Raw genomic sequence first — 18,724 nt, 5'->3', positions numbered from 1 at the left:
GTATATTTGTTTTTTCATCATACTCAGCTTTTTGTATTTGCGCTTCAGACGCCTTGTCATTCTGAAGCTTAGAATTAACTACTAACTGTTGTTGTTCAATATTTACTGAAGAATCTTCTAAGTTTAAACCAAAGTGAGTAACGAGTAATTGCACATTATTTTGCACAAAATAATCAATCAGATCTTTCAAGCATCGATACTCAAAAAACAGAGTTTTTGAAATGGAACCAAATTCACTTTCTAATCTCGCATTAAAATGGTGAATCATAATCGAGTCGATGCCATATTCCTCAAAAGTTACTTCCAAATCTATTTCTTCGACTGCTCCCCCCAATTCTTCCGCAATGATTGTCTTGAATAAATATGCAGTTTTTTCATACAACAACTCTAAATCTACCAGTTCATTTTGTTCTTGTTGTTCTTCTTGAACGAGTACTTTTTCTTGACCAAAATGTTTATCTAAAAAATATTGAACCTTATTTTTATCACCATAGCCTACTAAGCAATGAGAAAGAGTTGCTACGTTAAATGTTAGATTATTAAAAAACTGAATGCCCTTTTGTGCAGGGAGAGGGTTAAGACCTGTTTGCTCGAAAAATTGTTTATTTATAACCTTTGATAATTGAATTCCACCTTTCTCCCATATTGGCCAACTAATTGATAGTGTTTTCCCTGATCGTTGCTGTTTTTGCCGGTGCATTTCACGCCATTTTGTATAGTGATCCATAAAGCTGTTAGCATATGCATAATCACTTAAACCAACCTCACCTACGACACTAACTATAGAAGAAAACATGACAAAAAAATCTAATGGCTCATCTTTTGTATATTCATCAAGGTAAAAGGTACCCCAGACTTTTGGTGCAAGTACCTCTTCTATTTCATCAATAGTCTTATGCATAATTATTCCACTTTTATGTACACCAGCAGAATGTATGATACCGCGAATACAATTAAATTGTTTTTTTACTTGTTTTATTAACATACTTACATCGGATTTATCCGAAACATCTACCTGAATATAGGTGACATTAGTACAAAGTTTTTTTATTTTATTAATCTGATTTTCCTTTGCTTTATCTAAAGGAGAGCGTCCAGTTAGTACTAAAGATACACTAGACTGTTTGGCCAAATGCTCGGCAATGATTAATCCCAGCCCACCTAGACCTCCTGTAATGATATATGCTCCATCCGTGTGAAGTTGAATTTGTGAGGTTCGTTGATTGTCAACTTCCACTTCTTCAAGCCTTTTTATATACCGCTTATTGCTTGTGTATTGAATATCATTGGCCGTATCTCCGGCAATGAATAATTCGTTCCAAATAACTTTACTCCAATCTGGTTGTTCATATGAACTATCAATCTGCACATATTTACATGTATATGATGGATTTTCTTGTTGAATTGTTTTAATATAACTGCTTAAAGCTTCATGCTGAGGTTGTGGATGAGAAGTATTCTTTGCTGCCAAAGTCAATAGTGTGATTTTATCTAGTTTGCACTTCATAAATGCTTGTGTCATGTAATATAATGAATAAAATCCATAATAAAGTTGTTGGCGTAATATATTTTCTTCAGCAAAGGATTTAGTATGAGACGTATGGTGAACAAATGTGAAAGGAATGAGATTCCTTTGTTTTAGTTGATTAAATAATTTCGTGTAATCTTCTTGTTGTATTGGGTTTATTTCATATTTATTACTTCCTTTATCCATAAATTTAGTTCCTGGTTGAACAAGAATAGTTTGTGCTTCTGAATTGCTTTTTAGTTGGTTATCTAACATATCAAACAATTCAGTCTGATCATCAAATAAAAGCAACGTGCCTTTAAACTTGTCAGGGGACATCTCGGCCTTTAAATCAGTTTCCTTCCATACTGTTTGATGATATGTCATAACTGAATGCTCCTCATTTGGAGTAACTGTATTAATTGGTTGAGGAACAGATTTATTTTCATTAGATGGCCAGAATGATCGACGTGTATAGTTATAGACAGGTAATGGTACTTTACGGAAAGTCTCTTGTTCATAGAGTATATTCCATTCTATGTTAACCCCTTTCTGCCAAAGTTGAAGCAATGTAGATTTCATATCCAAGCTAATCCCATAGCTAACCGAATCATAGGTTCTATCATTATTATGGCTTTTCAGTACAATATTGTTCATATCTTCTTTAACAACGTGAATGTTTGTTTCATTAATTGCGCTTAATAACCATTTAGAAACATTACCAACTTCCGTAATATTCTGATTTAATGCTTTAGCCAATGGGTATTCACGTTCTCTATTCAGATTATTTTGGCGCTGGTTTAGTGATTCGGCAATCTCTTTGTCATGTGTATTTGATCCCATAAGAAATTGAAGAAATCTCTGTTTTGTCAACACTCCATCAATAATCAAATGGAGTAATTCATAAAAAGCATCATGTTCAAATTGCTTTTTTTCTGATAAACCCCATTTAAGATTCAACTTATTTAAGGAACTCATGATAATCATCAACAATAATCTTTTAATACCTTTTTCCTTAGATGTAACATCAAGTAACGAATCATCATATAAAAATAGGATAATATCTAGTCCCAATTCTTTTTTCGTTAATTCATTCCATTCTTCAATGTATCTTTTGAAAGTAAACTGACTTGTTAAGAGTAGCCGTGCTTTTTCAATATATGTTGGTACATAATTAAGATATAAGTTTTCATCTTCAAATAGCCTTGATTGCAGTTGTAGTAAGTAATCCTCGTTAAAATACCATGGCAAAATAACTTTCTTATGGACCGAATCATAAAAAGGCATAGTTGGCCGATAAAATGCCACCTTTTCTTCTCCCTTTTTACCGCTTAATACATCCAAAACATCCTCTAATTTCAAAATATTGCTTATGGCCAGACTAACCCATATACCACTTTGCTTCGATGAGATCAAATCAGGTATAAAACCGAGTTCCATCAACGTTTGTACATACGCATAATATACTGCAAACGAATATTGTGAACGATATTCATTACCCCAATGTTTATTCCAGAATTCTTTGTTATCTACCAGTGATAAGACATGGGTCAAGTGTTTATTAAACATATGGTTACCATTAATAAGTTTTTCAATCTCTTCTGAATACCCCGTTAAGTCTGCTTCCCCAATGCACAAGTTCCATGGTTTATCTTCTACATTCGAAAAGGTCACGTTTTTTAAATAAGACTTTAACTCATCCTTGCTACTAATTTGAACCCCATATCGGTATGGATAAGCACCTCTTCCTGTTTGTAAGGTAGCACAAATATCTTTTAAATAATTATTTTTAAAGATATCTTCTTCAACAAATGATTGCCATTCTTCGATTTGCCCTTCCAAGCTCTTAGCCGTTTTAGCTGATAATATAAATATTTCATCGTCTTTTTCTGTAACTTTAGGAGTTTCATGATGTGTATATTCTTCAACAAGCACATGGCAATTGACCCCTGAAAAACCGAACGAACTCACTCCTGCCCGAAGGGGGAGCTGTTCTTGGGTAGGTTGCCAATCAACTAGCTCATTTGCCAAACAAAATGGCGAAGATTCAAAGTTAATAATCGGATTTAATTGATTGCAATTTAACGTAGGAGCTATTTTTCTATAACGCATCATCATTAATACTTTGATAAGCCCTGCTATTCCTGATGCAGACTCTAAGTGTCCAATGTTTGTTTTAACTGACCCTACATTACAATATTGTTTTCGATTCGTATATTGCTGGAACAATTGGATCAGTGCTTCCATCTCAATCGGGTCTCCCAATGTAGTTCCTGTTCCATGTGTTTCGATATATGAGACGGTATCAGGACTGATCTTTGCATCTGCATATGCTCCCGATATTAGCTTTTTCTGAGCCGCAACACTTGGAGCTGTGATTGATGCTGTTTTTCCTGAATGATTTACATTAGATCCTTTTAAAACTCCATATATATAATTGCCTTCTGATTGCGCATCCTCTAAGCGTTGCAAGAGAAGAACCCCAACACCTTCACCTGGTACAAAACCATTAGCATCTTTATCAAAAGTTTTGCATTTCCCATCTGGACTTAACATTCTAGCCTTACTATAGGAAATATATCTACCAGGATCTAATGCTACATTAACTCCTCCTACTAAAGAATAATCACTGTCTCCTAACCGTAATGATCGCATTGCATCATGAACAGCTACTAGAGAAGCGGCACAAGCTGAGTTTACTGGCATACTTGCTCCACTAAAATTGAATATGTGAGAAATGCGATTGGCCAATACAGATTCAAACGTCCCTAGATTCATGTAACTGTCAATGTCTGCCCCATTTTCGGTAACTATATGACGATATTCAGTATTAATGACACCAACGAACACCGAAGTAACTGCTTTCTGCAACAATTCTAGTGAAATTCCTGAATCTTCTATGCAATGCCACGATTCTTCCAATAATATTCTTTGTTGCGGATCCATATTCTTGGCTTCTCTTGGGGAAATATTAAAGAAATTATGATCGAATAAATCACCCCCTTCTATTGTAGCCATTTTACGAATATTCATCTTGTTTGGAGTATTTATATCATCTGAATAAAATTGCTCGTTATCCCATTTTTTCTGAGGGATATCCTTTACAGACTGGACCCCGTTCTGTATATTATTCCAAAATTGATTATAGTTAATCGCATCAGGAAAATGACAAGCCATACCAACTATTGCAATATCTCCTGTATTTTTATGCATTAAGACTAACCCCTCTCTTACCTGTCTCGTTCAAGAGTTTAAACCGTTTATTCAGTATGTCCGCCGTATCTTCCATAATTTTTTCGGCTATAATGTCAACATTACGGTTTTTCCAATCTTCCAATGGAGTTCCTTTCACCCATCTGTTAAAATCACCTAACGCTGGCCCCGTGTGTATTTGATAATCTACTCTCTGGTCTGGATCACCATTTAAGGCAAGTTGTGAAGTATGATTGAAATACCATTTAAAAATCAGAGCCATTTTACTTTTGGGATTATGTTCTGCCTTGGCGATAACCTCAGGACGCATCTTTTTCTTAGCTTCTATAAATATACTTTCAAAACTTCTTTTAAAATATTTTTCTTGGATTTGTATCTTCGTATTTTCGTCAATTTCCTCCAATGATTGATGTCGACGATACAGGTCATACAGTTTGTTTGCTCTTGCTGGAAAAAATAGCCCCTTTCTTAACACTTGAATACGTGCACCTATTTCAAACATATCACCTGCGGGTGCAGACGCCGTATCTTGAATATCCATACTATTTAGCATATCTTTTACTTCGTCACTCGCACCTGATTCCACCGTACATTGGTTAATCGAACCTGTTACAATAAAGTCCGCCCCTAATATAAAGGCTGCAGCGGCGGCTTCCGCTGTTCCAATTCCTCCAGCAGCCCCGACCCTTACTTTCTTTGTATATTGATACTTTTCCATCATTTTATCTCGTAAACGTAACATACCTGGTAGTAAAACAAATGCCACCCCATGGTCTGTATGCCCACCTGAATCCGCTTCCGCACAAATATCATCTGCCATAGGAACTTCCTTCAACATAGCAGCTTGATGCTTTGTGATGGCATTTTGCTGAAGTAATTTTTCTACAATTCTCTCTGGGGCAGGACTCAAAAATTCTTCTGCTACTTCAGGACGAGATACCTTAGCTAATATCCTATTAGTAGATAAAACTTTTCCATCTCTATTTCTAACTAATCCATGAGCTCTATATCTGACTAGTTGAAGTCCGATACTAATATAAGCTGCAGCCTCTACATTTTTAACGTTATATTTAAGCAATAAATCCACGATATCTTGTTCTTTTTGGGGGTTATCTGGTGTTGATAAAAGATTGATGCCATAAGCTTGTCCATTCTTTAATTCATGTTTTATATATAAAATAGCATCTTCTATCTCAGACTTTTTCAATCCACCGGCTCCAAAATATCCCATCAACCCTGTTTTACCCATTTGGACAACTAATTCCTTAGACGCTATACCGCGGTACATTGCTCCCGTAACATAAGCATACTTAATGTTGTAGTCATTTTTAAAACTTTCACTTCCCAAGGAGGATGCGATAATAATAGCCTGTTGTTTTTGTGATTCTCTTTCTAGCTTTGGTTTTGTTTTGTCTGGTATTATTAACGGCTTTGCTTCCTTCTTGATTCCCTTAACCAGATTAGAAAGCACTTGACCTGGCCCTACCTCTTCAATCTCAATATTGTCATGTCCAAGAAGATATCGGATGCTGTTCGTCCATTTTACAGGATGATCAACTTGATCAATTAAGTTTGCTTTGATTTCATTTTTACGATAGGGTTGAGCATAGATGTTTGAAATGACGGGTATATTTAGATCGTTGAATTCAAAATCATCCAAGTATTCAGAAAATTCTTCTTTAACTTTATTCATATATCTTGAATGAAAAGCACCGCTTACTTTTAAAGTAATATATATTCCGCCAGCATCTTCAAAAATGGGTTTTACTCGAGCAATATCTTCAAGTGGTCCAGCAATAACCGTTTGAGAAGGAGTATTATAGTTAGCGATATCAATATTTTGTATATAGTTTTCTAGAAAAAGTTGCTCCACACGTTCCGCGTTTAGTCCTACTATTGCAGCCATACCTCCTCCAGAGATTCGACTCATCAGTTCGCCTCTTTTTCTCACAAGTTTTAACCCTGTTTCAAAATCAAAAGCTCCGGCGGCTAATAAAGCGTTATATTCTCCTAAACTATGACCCGCGACAAAATCAGGTAATCGCCCTAAATCATCAACTTTATTAAAATAATGAAAGGCATTTATAATGTAAAGAGCAGGTTGTGTATATTGAGTTTGCCCTAGTACATTTTGTGGATCCTCTATACAAAGCTCTTCAATAGAATAACCTAATATCCGATCAGCTAATGTTACCTTGCCTTTAAACTGTTCAAACAAACTGGCACCCATGCCCTTTTTCTGCGAACCTTGGCCCGGAAAAATAAGTGCTTTCATCTCTTCCCCATCCTCTCTTGTTTTATTTTATTTTCCAAAAAATCTAAATTATGTAATTCTCTTTTGAAAGGAGTCATAATACTATAAGTATTTGAGTGTGAATGGCTATTAATATGATGTTTAGCAAAATTCGATAACGTACCTGAGGGACCGACATCTAAATATAAATGGTGGGCCTTATCTTCAAGAAGGCGAATAGCCTCGGAAAATTTCATTGGTTTTCTAATGACGTCCCACAAATAATCAGTATTGATTTGTTCCATTTTTTCGCCATATAAACCCGAAATAAAATCAATCTGTGGTAATTGGATAGATTTGTTGTCTAAGTAGTTTCTGTATTGTTGAGAAATAGGATCAATAGCTGATGAATGGAAGCCGAACAAAACAGGTAATCTATGAATATATATTCCTTTATTTTGTAAATACTGCTCGATTTTATCAAGCTTTCTACTTTCACCAGAAATGACAAAATGAGAGTCATAATTAATTGAAGCTAGTTCACTATTTTGATTCACCATTGGGTCTTCAAAAATACTGTAAGGACCCAGCACTGCCAACATCTTGCCGGCAGGGCAAGTTTTTTCAATCGCATTAGCTTGTACGATAATTGATTCTAACGCTTCATCGACGTTTAATATTCCAGCTATGGTAGCAGAGGAATATTCCCCCAAGCTAACTCCCAAAACACATTCTGGCTTTATTCCTTTCTCTATCAACATTTGAGTTAAAGAATATTCAATCATAAAAATCGCTGGATGGGTATAAATGAGACGATCGAACGAATCCATCATTCTCATATTGTTCTGATATATTTTTTTTATAATAGATTCACCAATCAGCTTCTTAACAATTCCATCAAGCTCGATCATCACTTCACGAAAAGTATTATCGTGATTGAACATTTGTTCGCCCATATGGTAGTAATGTGAACCTTGACCTGAGAACATAAAAACAACACGTTGTTCCATATTATCCCCCCTACTTAAACTCAAACAATCCAGTTTGATACTTACGCATCCTAAACTGAACAAAATGTTCTTTCTTACTAATCTGAAAATAAAGATTGTATTTTAGGACTTCCTTAAACGTTAACCCGGGTTCCTTTCCATAAGAATGACCTGGACATACTCGGACATCTAAAGGAACCATATTTCGCAGCTTTTGGAAGCTATTAAACATATCTTCTGCTGATCCACCGTCAGCATTACATATGCCACATCCTTCAATAAAAACTGTATCCCCTGTTATAATATGATCCGATAACAAGAAACACATTCCTCCAGCGGTATGGCCAGGGGTTAATAGACATAATATTTCAGTATCACCTAGTTTAAGATTTTGCATATCTTGAAGAGGATGTAAATTATCACATCTAAAATTATAAAATTCTATCTCTCTTTGAGACATGTATACCTGAGGTGAATATTTCTCAAGAATGGGGTTAACCATATTTACATGATCATAATGGGAATGAGTTAATAAAATAGTTGTTAATTTTACACCGAGAGCATCAAGGACATCATAAATATCCTCCCCTTCCCATGCCGGATCAATGATAGCCGCATTTTTAGTCTTTTTATCACTAATAATATACATATAGTTTTTAAAGAGTGAAGTTTTTGATTTTAATTGCGTTAATTTATACGTATTTAGCATATACAACACCTTTTTTATTTTTCCAATCACCATCCTATTTAAATGTCCACCTATTAAAGAAGCTGGAGTTAGACATAAGTGCCGGCGACTAGTTGTTCTACAAGTAGATGACTACTTATAGTCCCTATGCTGAAATATACTCTAAGATTGACTGAACTCTTTTTTCAATATAGAATATTTCATCTTTATGTTCATGGAGCTGATTAGCAATGTAGTTACGGATTGTTTCTTCTGTCACAGTTCCTACTGGCACAAAAGTAATCTCGAACTCATAGGTGTTGTCCTCAATTTTTACTTCAGTTCTGGAAATTCATCTCTCAGTTATCTTGATGATCAACCTTTTAGTTATTGCAATATTTAACTAGCGCTAAACTAGGTGATCTGGCAGTAATAAAAAGCTGAGACCGGTGGAGTTAGACCTAGAATTTATAAATTATATTTTTTCTGCGTTAAAATATGATATTATTTTCATTAAAAAACAAATTTTTCACGATATAATAAAAGTAATTCCAACTGAAGTACTATATTTGATAACCACATTAATTGGTTATATTCCCCTGATTATACATATTGTTAACTGTTGCTAGAGTATTATCAACCTTCAATTATTAAACTATTAGATAGACATGTGGCCATAAATTCCATTGTTTGATCATGAATCTCCTCACCTATATCTTCCTTATGTAATAATAACAAAAAGAATGCACGCAAAGTCCCAACGATAACATCTGGTTCCTCCTGCACTAACCTACCACTTTCTTGCCACATTTCCACAAGGGGAATAAATTGTTTCTCATCCCGGTCAATATGATTTTGCATCTGATCAGGTGACAGTCTTTTGAAGATATTGTCATATTCTCCACCTATAAATATCATCTGAATGAAAGGATTATTATCAATTAGGTCCAACGCTTTCATCAAGAACTTTTTAAAGGACGCACGAGTTATTTCGCCTCTCGTTATATTTTCATTCAGTAATAAGTCTTTAACTTTAGCTTCTTCCTTATTTAATATATCAAAAAATAGGGCTTCTTTTGAATCATAAAATTTATAAAAAGTACCTTGAGCTATCCCAGCTAACTTTGACAGTTCACTTATATTTGTCTTTTTAAAACCATAACGGATAAAATGCTCTTTTCCCTGTTTTAACAATGCCTCATTAATGACTTCTTTCTCATGATGGGTAAAACCTCTTGCCATATATTTTCCTTCCTCTACATTTGGAGATAGCCTCATTTTCCTAAAGACAATCCCAAGTATTTCATTCTTGTGAATATATAATTAAAAATATCATATACTCATGATATATCTATCATACATTATTGTCAACATACTTCCTGTTTTAAAACATCACCTATTAAGTGATAAAATAATTATAATTTAAATCATTATTAATATTAAATTTATTTCTATTACTAAAAGTTACTTTTCAAGTTTCATGGAGGACAACGAAATCAAAAAAGAGTGTTTGAGGAAGAAGAGAAATCCAACCTTCAACAGCTTCCTCAAACACGTTGTCGAACGAATGTATATTCCGTTCCCAAATATGATTACGTCCGTGAGTATGTTGATGTATAAATGGCAATGAGTTGAAAAAATAACTTAGCGTCTTCCGCATCAATAGGTAAGTAACCAATTTCATCGATAATCAATTGTTTATACTTAGAATAATGTTTCAATCTGGTTTCTAGACGGTTTTCAAGGTGTGCTTTTTTGAGGTTCATTATTAAATCATTACATTTAATGAAGTAAGTACTTGTTCTTTTCTTGTAACTCAATGAAGCGTAATGTTGTAAAGTCTAATATTTGCTGTTGGTTTATAGATGGTTGGAATTCAAAATCAAAATCTTTTACTTCCTTTAAATGTGGGAAAGTCCCCACCTTGACCATTGATCTAACCATATTTGTTTCTTTCATATCAATTTCATAGTCCGTAAGCTTAATTAATGTTTCCGTAAAAGATAATTGATTCTTTGTCATAAAATCAATCGTTTCATCAAGATGTACAATCATTTGTTTTAACTTCAAGTACTCTAAATTATTTACTAGTTTCGTGTAGCTGTTATTCATTTTTATACACCTCATTAATTGCCACTAAATTTTTCTTAGCCAGTTCTTCAATCGTTTCTGTGTATCGGCGTCCTCTGACTAATGTCTCGGTATAATGCTCTGGTTTATAATTGAATTTAGTCAGACTTATCGAATGCTGGACAATTAATTCTGTTTTTAAAACTAGTATCGGTATTTTCCCTGTTCCTTGATGATAGCTATTATTGATTCTATTACATAGGTTTTGCACAAATTGATGGAGCTCCTCGTAATTGAACTTCCCTTGATAAGCATGTATTTCATCAATGATTTTCATTGGAGCTTCTACCTTGGCTTTCGTCTTAGATCTACCTGCTAGGCAAGGTTTGATCTCCATCCCCATATCCTTTGCGAATTGATAAAATCGTCCATTTATCTTTCCTTTGCTATATTTTGTTCTTGGTTCATCCATAACTGTTTTCATATTGTCTGTTACTAATGTTCTAGGTACACCCCCTAGAGCTTCAAAGCTTTCTGTTAGAAAGGATTAACCCGTGAAGAAGTGGGAGCATTGATAGAGATTGACCCACGCTATTTAACGAATATTGAGAATAAGGGACAGCACCCTAGTATACAGGTACTTTATAGCCTTTTATCGTTATTAAATGTATCTGTAGATGAGTTTTTCTTACCTGATATGAATACAGTTAAAGGTTCGAGACGTAGATGAATAGGAAAACAAATGGATAACCTTACTAAAATAGAATTAATATTGATTGAATCGTTGATAAACGGTATTAATAAATCAAATGAAATAAAGGAATAATTGTTTCTCCATCTCTACGAACTTATTTCCATATTAAAACTCAAAGTTGACTGCATGAGTATGTAGATTATTATCAAGAAATTGCCGAACTTCTGGCTAATTATTGACTTTTCATGACGTTATTTTTTCACACTTCTACTACATACAATGATAGAATCATATTTGAAAAAGAATCACAATGTACTTTTTAATGTTGCTGCCTTCCTTATTAATTAGTCGTCCTTCTTTCTTGGCCAATTAAAGTATGAAACAGAGATAACAAGGTCAATACCTAATGCAAGTGTCCATATTTGTAAGACCCTAAGTAATGCTTCTGTTCGAGAGGAGTCATTTATTAACAAAATGACCCCTGCCAAAATACCAGCACCAATTAAATAGGAAAAAACGTGTTTTCCCCACCTCTTTAAATAATGCTTTGAATATTCTATTCCATACAGTTTAATTGGTTTTGGACCTTCTTTTGTTACGTAGTAGCGAAATCTCTCGTCAGCCCATTTAATCATACTTTTCCCAAATACAATAGAAACGCCTATATAAACTGCAGCAATCGCATGTGCAGTAGTTGCGGTAGCCCCTCGGTATAAATCAACACCGGTAATAATTAATAAAATTAAATCAATTACGGGTGTTAAGGCTAAGAAAAATAATCCAAGCTTATTTTTCTTGAGGACATATCTTGTGAATAACCCTAAGATAATAACTATCCAAAAGCCTATTTCACAAGCAATAAAATTCGAAAAGACACCCCAAATCTAATCCATTTTTATTATGAAACACTTTTATAATATTCGTTTTCCACTAAATTCACCCTTAGTTGAATTCCATTTTTGTTCTATCTGACTGTGATATTACCTGATATTGTTGTAACATTAATTTCACTACTTCCTTTACCAGCAGTATCCTCTATTTCTTTTTCATCTTGTGATTCATCAGCTGAAATAGGGATATTGATCATTTCATCCCCACTTACAGTTTTAGATTTCAATTGAATATCAGGGTATTCTTCGTTTAAAAGTAAATCAATATTTCCACTTGTTGTAACCGCATGAACGTCACTATGAAAATCTTCAAAACTAATCGAAATATTTCCACTTTTAGTTTCTATATCCAGGTTATTTGTTGAAAGTTGGTCTGAAGAAACATTTCCTGAACTTCCATTGATAACGAGATTCCCTTCAAATTCATCAGGGATTGTCACTTCAAATTTATCATTCATATTTAACTTGGGACCTATATTAATCAAATCCTTTTTGATACCCAAAGTTATTTGTTCATCCTCTTCATCCATGGTTATATCTTGTTTACTGTAGGAAGCTTCCATATTCTGTTGATCAGCACTTCTTAAAAATAAATTAGTGCTGTCATGGTTTATAACTATTGTTTTAATATTATCAACATTCGCTGTTTGCGAATGATTTTCACCAGAAAGCCCACATCCTTGCATGAAAATAAAAAGAATAAGAGGGATTAAAATTATATAATGTTTTCTCACAAAATAATCTCCTTTTTATCACGGTGATGTTTTAAAACAGTGGGCACCAAGATATTTTAAGTTATCGCAGCCCCGTTTTCTTCTTGTTAGTTGATAACATTCATTTAATTATTTTATCATTCAAAATAGGCAATGATTTTATTGAAAGTTCCATAATCCTTTCAATTATATCGAGAAACCAAAAATAATTTATATCCAGAATTTTAAACATTTAGTTATTTTAGTGAAAGATATTACATAATTATTTTTCTTTTGATATTAACTTATAGATGGATGGTATTAATATCAATGTTATTAATGTTGCAAATAATAGCCCAGATATGATTACTGTTGCAAGTGGAGCTTGATAATCTGCTGACATTCCGGAAGCTAATGCTAAAGGCAACATACCACCAACTGTTGTTATCGTCGTCATAAATATAGGACGCATACGATTTTTACCAGCAGCAACAAGTGCATCATTTATTGGATGACCTGCTTTACGTAGTTGATTGGTACGATCTACGAGTAAAATGGAATTATTTAAAACAATACCTACAAGCATAATCACTCCTATTCCAGACATAACATTAAGCTCCTTTTGTGTAATAAATAATCCAATGATAACCCCAGTAAATGTTATTGGAATAATAAATAAAACAATAAGCGGATGACCAAGATGGTTAAACTGCACAGCCATGACAAAATAAACTAAGAATAAAGAAATCACTAACACAAAAATCATATCGTTCATTAAATCCTCTTGTTGCTCTAATTCGCCTTTTACAGAAACGGAATAACCATCTGGAGCATCATAATTACTTAGTATCTCTTGCACTTCCCTGTTTATTGCTCCGAGGTCTCTCCCTTCGATATCAGCTAAGACAGAAATATATCTTTCTCCTTGGCTATGTGTTATGGTTTCAGGTACACTATTGTTCTTTAACTCAATAAAGTTAGATAATTCTTCCTTTCCATCTAAAGTTGGTATTTCCAAATCCAGCAAGTAAGCTTCCGAATTTTCATTCTGATTCAAGGAAGCATGTATTTCAACTTCTTCATCGTCTACTAGCATTTCTCCAACTGGCATTTGGAGTAAAGACTTTTCTATTTCTTCCTTGACTTGCAATTGCGTAACAGTAGAATCATCTAATTGTTCCTCATTTAAAGCTATCTCCTTTATATGAGAAACATTCTCCATAGAATTTGTTATTTCTACAATTCCACTTGCGGATTCAAGCTCGTTAGAAATTTCACTGGCAATCGTTTCTAACTCTTCAAACTCCTCACCATTTGTATTTATTTGGATAGGATATCCACTTCCACCCTCTAGAGCTAATTGTACATTTCTAATTGGTTCGTGTTCTCTTAATGAACGTAATGAACGTAATGACCTTAATATTTCTTCTGATACTTCTTCTTGTGATTGTTGTATTTTATCTCCATTTGTCATATTAACGACGGTAACAAAGGTATCTCCTTGGTCAAGCACATAATTTGCTTCAACATCGTGTATTGTTTCAAGTTGTTCATTGATTGAATCAGCAAGATCCTCCTTTTCTTCATTGGAAATCCCATTTTCCAACTCAACTACAATTTCTGTATAACGATTAAACATGTCAGGCATGATGGACATTGGAATTTTTGTAACTAGTAAAAATGAAGAAATAAATAATCCTAGGTATAGTATCACTACTAAGAAACTACGACGTTTTTTTCTTAATATCCACGATAAAATTGTTTGATACCAGTTATAAATAATATTAGATTTTTCTTTTGAATACTTTGGTTTTCGTAAGGTCATATACTTCTCAGCTAGTGCAGGAATTAATGTGAATGCAACTAATAGTGAACTAATGAGACTAATTGATACGACAACTGATAGTATAATCATCATTCTACCTTCATCTCCACCAACTAATCCAATTGGTAAAAATACAACTATAGTTGTTAATATTGAAGCAATAATAGCTCCTGCAACTTCCTTCGTCCCCTCTAAAACCGCTTGAAGATTAGATAACCCTTTTTCTTTTTTACTATAAATTGATTCAAAAACCACAATCGATGAATCAATCATCATTCCAACTCCTAACCCTAGACCAATAAGTGTTAACATATTAAGACTATAATCAAAAAGCCATATTGCAGTGAATGTAATTAATACGGATGTAGGTATTGATAACCCAACAATAACTGTAGCTCTAATATTGCGTAAAAATAACACTAATACAGCAATGGCAATAATACCGCCAATTATAATGTTGATGGTAACATCATCCATAGAATCTTCTACAAAGTCCGAATGTGCCACAATTTCATTTAGTGTAATTCCTTCAGCTGCAGTTTCTTTTTGTATTTCTGCTAATTCATCTCTGACTGCATTGGTCATCTCCAATTGTGAGGCACTCGATGATCGTGCTATCTGTACTAAAACAAAATCCTTCGCCCCGTTCTTCCAACTATTTGATGTGGTTTCCAAAGTTTCTAATGAGATATCAGCAATATCCTGTAATGAAATTTCTCCAGTTTCTGAAGGAATTTGTATATTTTCTACATCTTCCAAACTATTAAAATTCGTGTTCCAAAGTAAAGGTGTACTCTCCCCATCATCCGTTAATTCTCCCAGTACTGTTTCATCATTAATCTGCCCAATTAAATCAACCGTTTCTATAATATCTAAGTTATTTTGTTCCATTTCATTTTCATCAAAAAAAATATTTACCTCATACTTTGTAATACCTTCCAATATGACATCACTGACTTGCGGTAAATCTTCCAGCCTGGGTTCTAAAATATCCTCAGAAAAAGAGGAAACTTCATTCATGTCTTCACCAGAAATGTCCATAATAAATTCATATGCTGTACCAGACCCGCCTTGTGCCACATTAGCTTCCTGAATTGAGTGCAGAATTTGAAGCCGAACATTCAAAGAAAAAAGGTAAAAAGTAAGCACTATTTATTTATATAGTTAGACATATGTTCTTGGAGTTTTAAATAAAGTATGTATTTCGCAAGTGCAAATTGAACCACATCGCAATTTAATTTTGAACCACCTGTTTTTCGTTATTTTTAATCCATTCCTCTGTCTCTCTCATTCGGTACGAAGCACCGTTCATGTTTAAAACGTGTGACTTATGTGTTAAGCGATCCGTTAAAGCAGCTGTTAAAACAGCGTCATGAAAGATCTTCTGCCATTGCACAAAAGATAAATTACTAGTTATAATAGTGGACTTGCGATCTGCTCTTTCATATATTTAGCAATAACTTCGATCTCTTAGTTGTTTTATATTTCTCATAGGGTTAGGAACAACCATCTTCGACTTGTATAAATAGTTAAATAATGTTTTTAACCCTCTAATCCTACTGTTTATGCTTACAATTTTAATCTTTCCTTTTAAGAATAGGATCATGTTCTCAATGTCCTTTTGTGTAAGTTCCACAACTTCTTTATTAATGTTCATTTCAGATAACGTGGTTTTAGTAGCAGACAATTTATTTTTGTAGAATAGTTTAGTATCTGGTCTATGGTTTCTTAGATTGCAATTTCTCTCAAATTCTTTCCATGCTTCCTCATCAGTAACTTTAGACTTCAATAAACTTAATTCATTTGCTAACAATTCATTTCTTCTTCTAGGCATTTTACTACCTCCAATGAATGGGATTCACAGCGCACGATTTTAGCTTAATTCAGTCCCGTAAAAAGGCAATAAAAAAAAGACATTCAACATAAACGTTGAATGTCTTTTTTGATAGATACCGAAGGTGGGAGTCGAACCCACATGCTCAGAGAGCACAGCATTTTGAGTGCTGCGTGTATACCAATTCCACCACTTCGGCAAATTAATAATTTCTACCAATATGAAGCTGAAATTACAATCACAGGCTTTTGAGTCCCGCGCGTCTGCCAATTCCGCCACACCGGCTAAATAGAAATGGAGGCGGTAACCGGATTTGAACCGGTGATAAAGGTTTTGCAGACCTCTGCCTTACCACTTGGCTATACCGCCTCGATATTAATAGTATATGCAGTTAAAACTAAAAATGTTATAAAATAATGGAGCGGAAGACGGGATTCGAACCCGCGACCCCCACCTTGGCAAGGTGATGTTCTACCACTGAACTACTTCCGCATATATAAATGGCTGGGCTAGCTGGATTCGAACCAGCGCATGACGGTACCAAAAACCGTTGCCTTACCGCTTGGCTATAGCCCATTAAACTAAAATGGGGCGACCAGTGGGGATCGAACCCACGCGTGCCGGAACCACAATCCGGTGCGTTAACCACTTCGCCATGATCGCCATAATACAGGGGTAGTAGGAATCGAACCCACACTGGAGGTTTTGGAGACCTCTGTTCTACCGTTAAACTATACCCCTACAATAAAATTGTGGTGAATCAATAAGAATAAATGGTGGAGGGAGTAGGACTCGAACCTACGAACCCGATGGGAGCGGATTTACAGTCCGCCGCGTTTGGCCAACTTCGCTATCCCTCCATAATTAATTTATCTTATTAAATAATAAAGAGAATTCTTATTAATGAATGGTGGCTCGGGACGGAATCGAACCGCCGACACACGGATTTTCAGTCCGTTGCTCTACCGACTGAGCTACCGAGCCATGATTTGATAAGTTTTAAAGTGGCGGTCCGGACGGGACTCGAACCCGCGACCTCCTGCGTGACAGGCAGGCATTCTAACCAACTGAACTACCGGACCTTTTAGTTGTACCCATTGGGTACTACAATGATTTTCTAATGTAGAATTTTATTCAACATAGTAAGAAAATTTGGTTGCGGGGACAAGATTTGAACTTGTGACCTTCGGGTTATGAGCCCGACGAGCTACCAGACTGCTCCACCCCGCGATAATAATAAGGAATGTATTCTTTTTTTGTTAATGGTGGAGGATGCAGGGCTCGAACCTGCGACCCCTTGCTTGTAAGGCAAGTGCTCTCCCAGCTGAGCTAATCCTCCGACGCATAGGATGTTCTAGTGCATGTGTTGCAACAGGACGTTGCGTTCTTAACATGCCTTCCTATTAGAATTGGTGACCCGTACGGGATTCGAACCCGTGTTACCGCCGTGAAAGGGCGGTGTCTTAACCGCTTGACCAACGGGCCAATCTATATTGTTAAAAGTGGCGGAGAGCGAGGGATTCGAACCCTCGGTACGGCGTTGGCCGCACACACGATTTCCAATCGTGCTCCTTCGACCACTCGGACAGCTCTCCATTTGGCTCCACAGGTAGGACTCGAACCTACGACCGATCGGTTAACAGCCGATTGCTCTACCACTGAGCTACTGTGGAATGGAAGAAAATTGCCTGGCAACGTCCTACTCTCGCAGGGGCGTAAGCCCCAACTACCATGGGCGCTGGAAAGCTTAACTACTGTGTTCGGCATGGGAACAGGTGTGACCTTTCCGCTATCGCCACCAGACTTGTACTGTTTCAGTGACAAGGAATATTATACTATGTATATTCTATATTGTCAAGTATTTTTTTAATATACTTTCAAAACTAGATAAGAATTTTTATAACAAGTCAAACATTTAATAGATATAGTTAAGTCCTCGATCGATTAGTATTCGTCAGCTACACATGTCACCATGCTTCCACCTCGAACCTATCTACCTCATCGTCTCTGAGGGATCTTACTCTATCGAATAGATGGGAAGTCTCATCTTGAGGGGGGCTTCATGCTTAGATGCTTTCAGCACTTATCCCTTCCACACGTAGCTACCCAG

Annotated in this window: 8 protein-coding genes, 14 tRNA genes, 2 rRNA genes and 5 pseudogenes; 1 reads left to right on the top strand and 28 read right to left on the bottom strand. The window is 35.2% G+C overall.

The window, feature by feature from the left end; translation table 11 throughout:
• Window positions 1–181: 181 nt before the first annotated feature.
• The 7 genes and pseudogenes from SH601_RS17700 to SH601_RS14785 all read right to left on the bottom strand — a co-directional run.
• Window positions 182–4,720 (bottom strand): annotated as a pseudogene (locus tag SH601_RS17700) (type I polyketide synthase); the annotation flags it as partial.
• Complete coding sequence (fabD, locus tag SH601_RS14810; protein ID WP_319959101.1) at window positions 4,713–6,995, bottom strand: ACP S-malonyltransferase; 2,283 nt, start codon at window positions 6,993–6,995, stop codon at window positions 4,713–4,715. The gene fabD and the pseudogene SH601_RS17700, both read right to left, overlap by 8 nt.
• Entirely contained in the window at window positions 6,992–7,963 is a 972-nt protein-coding gene (locus tag SH601_RS14805) for an acyltransferase domain-containing protein (protein ID WP_319959100.1), read from the bottom strand. The genes fabD and SH601_RS14805 overlap by 4 nt, the downstream gene beginning before the upstream one ends.
• 10 nt (window positions 7,964–7,973) lie before the next feature.
• Window positions 7,974–8,651 carry an MBL fold metallo-hydrolase gene (locus SH601_RS14800; protein ID WP_319959178.1) on the bottom strand — a complete coding sequence of 226 codons (678 nt, stop codon included), beginning with the start codon at window positions 8,649–8,651 and terminating at the stop codon, window positions 7,974–7,976.
• A 594-nt stretch (window positions 8,652–9,245) separates the two neighbouring features.
• Window positions 9,246–9,851 carry a TetR/AcrR family transcriptional regulator gene (locus SH601_RS14795; RefSeq protein ID WP_319959099.1) on the bottom strand — a complete coding sequence of 202 codons (606 nt, stop codon included), beginning with the start codon at window positions 9,849–9,851 and terminating at the stop codon, window positions 9,246–9,248.
• A gap of 383 nt (window positions 9,852–10,234) precedes the next feature.
• Window positions 10,235–10,721: pseudogene (locus SH601_RS14790) on the bottom strand (ATP-binding protein); the annotation flags it as partial.
• Window positions 10,714–11,226 (bottom strand): annotated as a pseudogene (locus SH601_RS14785) (IS21 family transposase); the annotation flags it as partial. The pseudogenes SH601_RS14785 and SH601_RS14790, both read right to left, overlap by 8 nt.
• On the opposite strand from SH601_RS14785, the pseudogene SH601_RS14780 reads away from it, so the two are divergent.
• Window positions 11,221–11,505 (top strand): annotated as a pseudogene (locus SH601_RS14780) (helix-turn-helix domain-containing protein); the annotation flags it as partial. The pseudogenes SH601_RS14785 and SH601_RS14780 overlap by 6 nt on opposite strands.
• Window positions 11,506–11,717: 212 nt before the next feature.
• Here SH601_RS14780 and SH601_RS14775 read toward each other — a convergent pair.
• The 21 genes and pseudogenes from SH601_RS14775 to SH601_RS14675 all read right to left on the bottom strand — a co-directional run.
• Complete coding sequence (locus tag SH601_RS14775; RefSeq protein ID WP_319959177.1) at window positions 11,718–12,257, bottom strand: hypothetical protein; 540 nt, start codon at window positions 12,255–12,257, stop codon at window positions 11,718–11,720.
• 80 nt (window positions 12,258–12,337) lie between these two features.
• Window positions 12,338–12,997: a DUF4097 family beta strand repeat-containing protein gene (locus tag SH601_RS14770; protein WP_319959098.1), complete on the bottom strand. Its 660-nt coding sequence runs from the start codon at window positions 12,995–12,997 to the stop codon at window positions 12,338–12,340.
• A 241-nt stretch (window positions 12,998–13,238) separates the two neighbouring features.
• A complete protein-coding gene (locus SH601_RS14765; RefSeq protein ID WP_319959097.1) occupies window positions 13,239–15,860 on the bottom strand; it encodes an efflux RND transporter permease subunit in 2,622 nt (873 codons plus the stop codon).
• 154 nt (window positions 15,861–16,014) lie between these two features.
• Window positions 16,015–16,221 (bottom strand): annotated as a pseudogene (locus tag SH601_RS14760) (ATP-binding protein); the annotation flags it as partial.
• 9 nt (window positions 16,222–16,230) lie between these two features.
• Window positions 16,231–16,614, bottom strand: a complete 384-nt coding sequence (locus SH601_RS14755) for a hypothetical protein (RefSeq protein ID WP_319959096.1) — start codon at window positions 16,612–16,614, stop codon at window positions 16,231–16,233.
• A 116-nt stretch (window positions 16,615–16,730) separates the two neighbouring features.
• Window positions 16,731–16,813, bottom strand: a tRNA-Leu gene (locus SH601_RS14750).
• Between the two features lie 96 nt (window positions 16,814–16,909).
• Window positions 16,910–16,983 (bottom strand) — tRNA-Cys (locus SH601_RS14745).
• Window positions 16,984–17,031: 48 nt separating this feature from the next.
• Window positions 17,032–17,106 (bottom strand) — tRNA-Gly (locus SH601_RS14740).
• 9 nt (window positions 17,107–17,115) lie between these two features.
• A tRNA-Gln gene (locus tag SH601_RS14735) sits at window positions 17,116–17,190 on the bottom strand.
• Window positions 17,191–17,201: 11 nt separating this feature from the next.
• Window positions 17,202–17,277 (bottom strand) — tRNA-His (locus SH601_RS14730).
• A 7-nt stretch (window positions 17,278–17,284) separates the two neighbouring features.
• A tRNA-Trp gene (locus tag SH601_RS14725) sits at window positions 17,285–17,355 on the bottom strand.
• 33 nt (window positions 17,356–17,388) lie between these two features.
• A tRNA-Tyr gene (locus SH601_RS14720) sits at window positions 17,389–17,474 on the bottom strand.
• Between the two features lie 48 nt (window positions 17,475–17,522).
• Window positions 17,523–17,598 (bottom strand) — tRNA-Phe (locus SH601_RS14715).
• A 21-nt stretch (window positions 17,599–17,619) separates the two neighbouring features.
• Window positions 17,620–17,696: transfer RNA gene (locus SH601_RS14710), tRNA-Asp, on the bottom strand.
• A gap of 71 nt (window positions 17,697–17,767) precedes the next feature.
• Window positions 17,768–17,844: transfer RNA gene (locus SH601_RS14705), tRNA-Met, on the bottom strand.
• Between the two features lie 33 nt (window positions 17,845–17,877).
• Window positions 17,878–17,953 (bottom strand) — tRNA-Val (locus SH601_RS14700).
• 71 nt (window positions 17,954–18,024) lie between these two features.
• A tRNA-Glu gene (locus SH601_RS14695) sits at window positions 18,025–18,099 on the bottom strand.
• 18 nt (window positions 18,100–18,117) lie between these two features.
• Window positions 18,118–18,209 (bottom strand) — tRNA-Ser (locus tag SH601_RS14690).
• 3 nt (window positions 18,210–18,212) lie between these two features.
• Window positions 18,213–18,287, bottom strand: a tRNA-Asn gene (locus SH601_RS14685).
• 13 nt (window positions 18,288–18,300) lie between these two features.
• A 5S ribosomal RNA gene (rrf, locus tag SH601_RS14680) occupies window positions 18,301–18,417 on the bottom strand.
• A gap of 121 nt (window positions 18,418–18,538) precedes the next feature.
• Window positions 18,539–18,724, bottom strand: a 23S ribosomal RNA gene (locus SH601_RS14675); the annotation flags it as partial.

It is taken from the genome of Gracilibacillus pellucidus (assembly GCF_033949965.1).
Classification (GTDB): domain Bacteria; phylum Bacillota; class Bacilli; order Bacillales; family Amphibacillaceae; genus Gracilibacillus; species Gracilibacillus pellucidus.
This window is presented reverse-complemented; position numbering and strand designations above follow the sequence as displayed.

What these genes read in the sequence shown, in the direction of transcription:
- SH601_RS14805 (WP_319959100.1), bottom strand. Translation starts at nt 7,963, where the DNA reads ATGGAACAACGTGTTGTTTTTATGTTCTCAGGTCAAGGTTCACATTAC.
- SH601_RS14755 (WP_319959096.1), bottom strand. Translation starts at nt 16,614, where the DNA reads ATGCCTAGAAGAAGAAATGAATTGTTAGCAAATGAATTAAGTTTATTG.
- SH601_RS14795 (WP_319959099.1), bottom strand. Translation starts at nt 9,851, where the DNA reads ATGGCAAGAGGTTTTACCCATCATGAGAAAGAAGTCATTAATGAGGCA.
- SH601_RS14800 (WP_319959178.1), bottom strand. Translation starts at nt 8,651, where the DNA reads ATGCTAAATACGTATAAATTAACGCAATTAAAATCAAAAACTTCACTC.
- fabD (WP_319959101.1), bottom strand. Translation starts at nt 6,995, where the DNA reads ATGAAAGCACTTATTTTTCCGGGCCAAGGTTCGCAGAAAAAGGGCATG.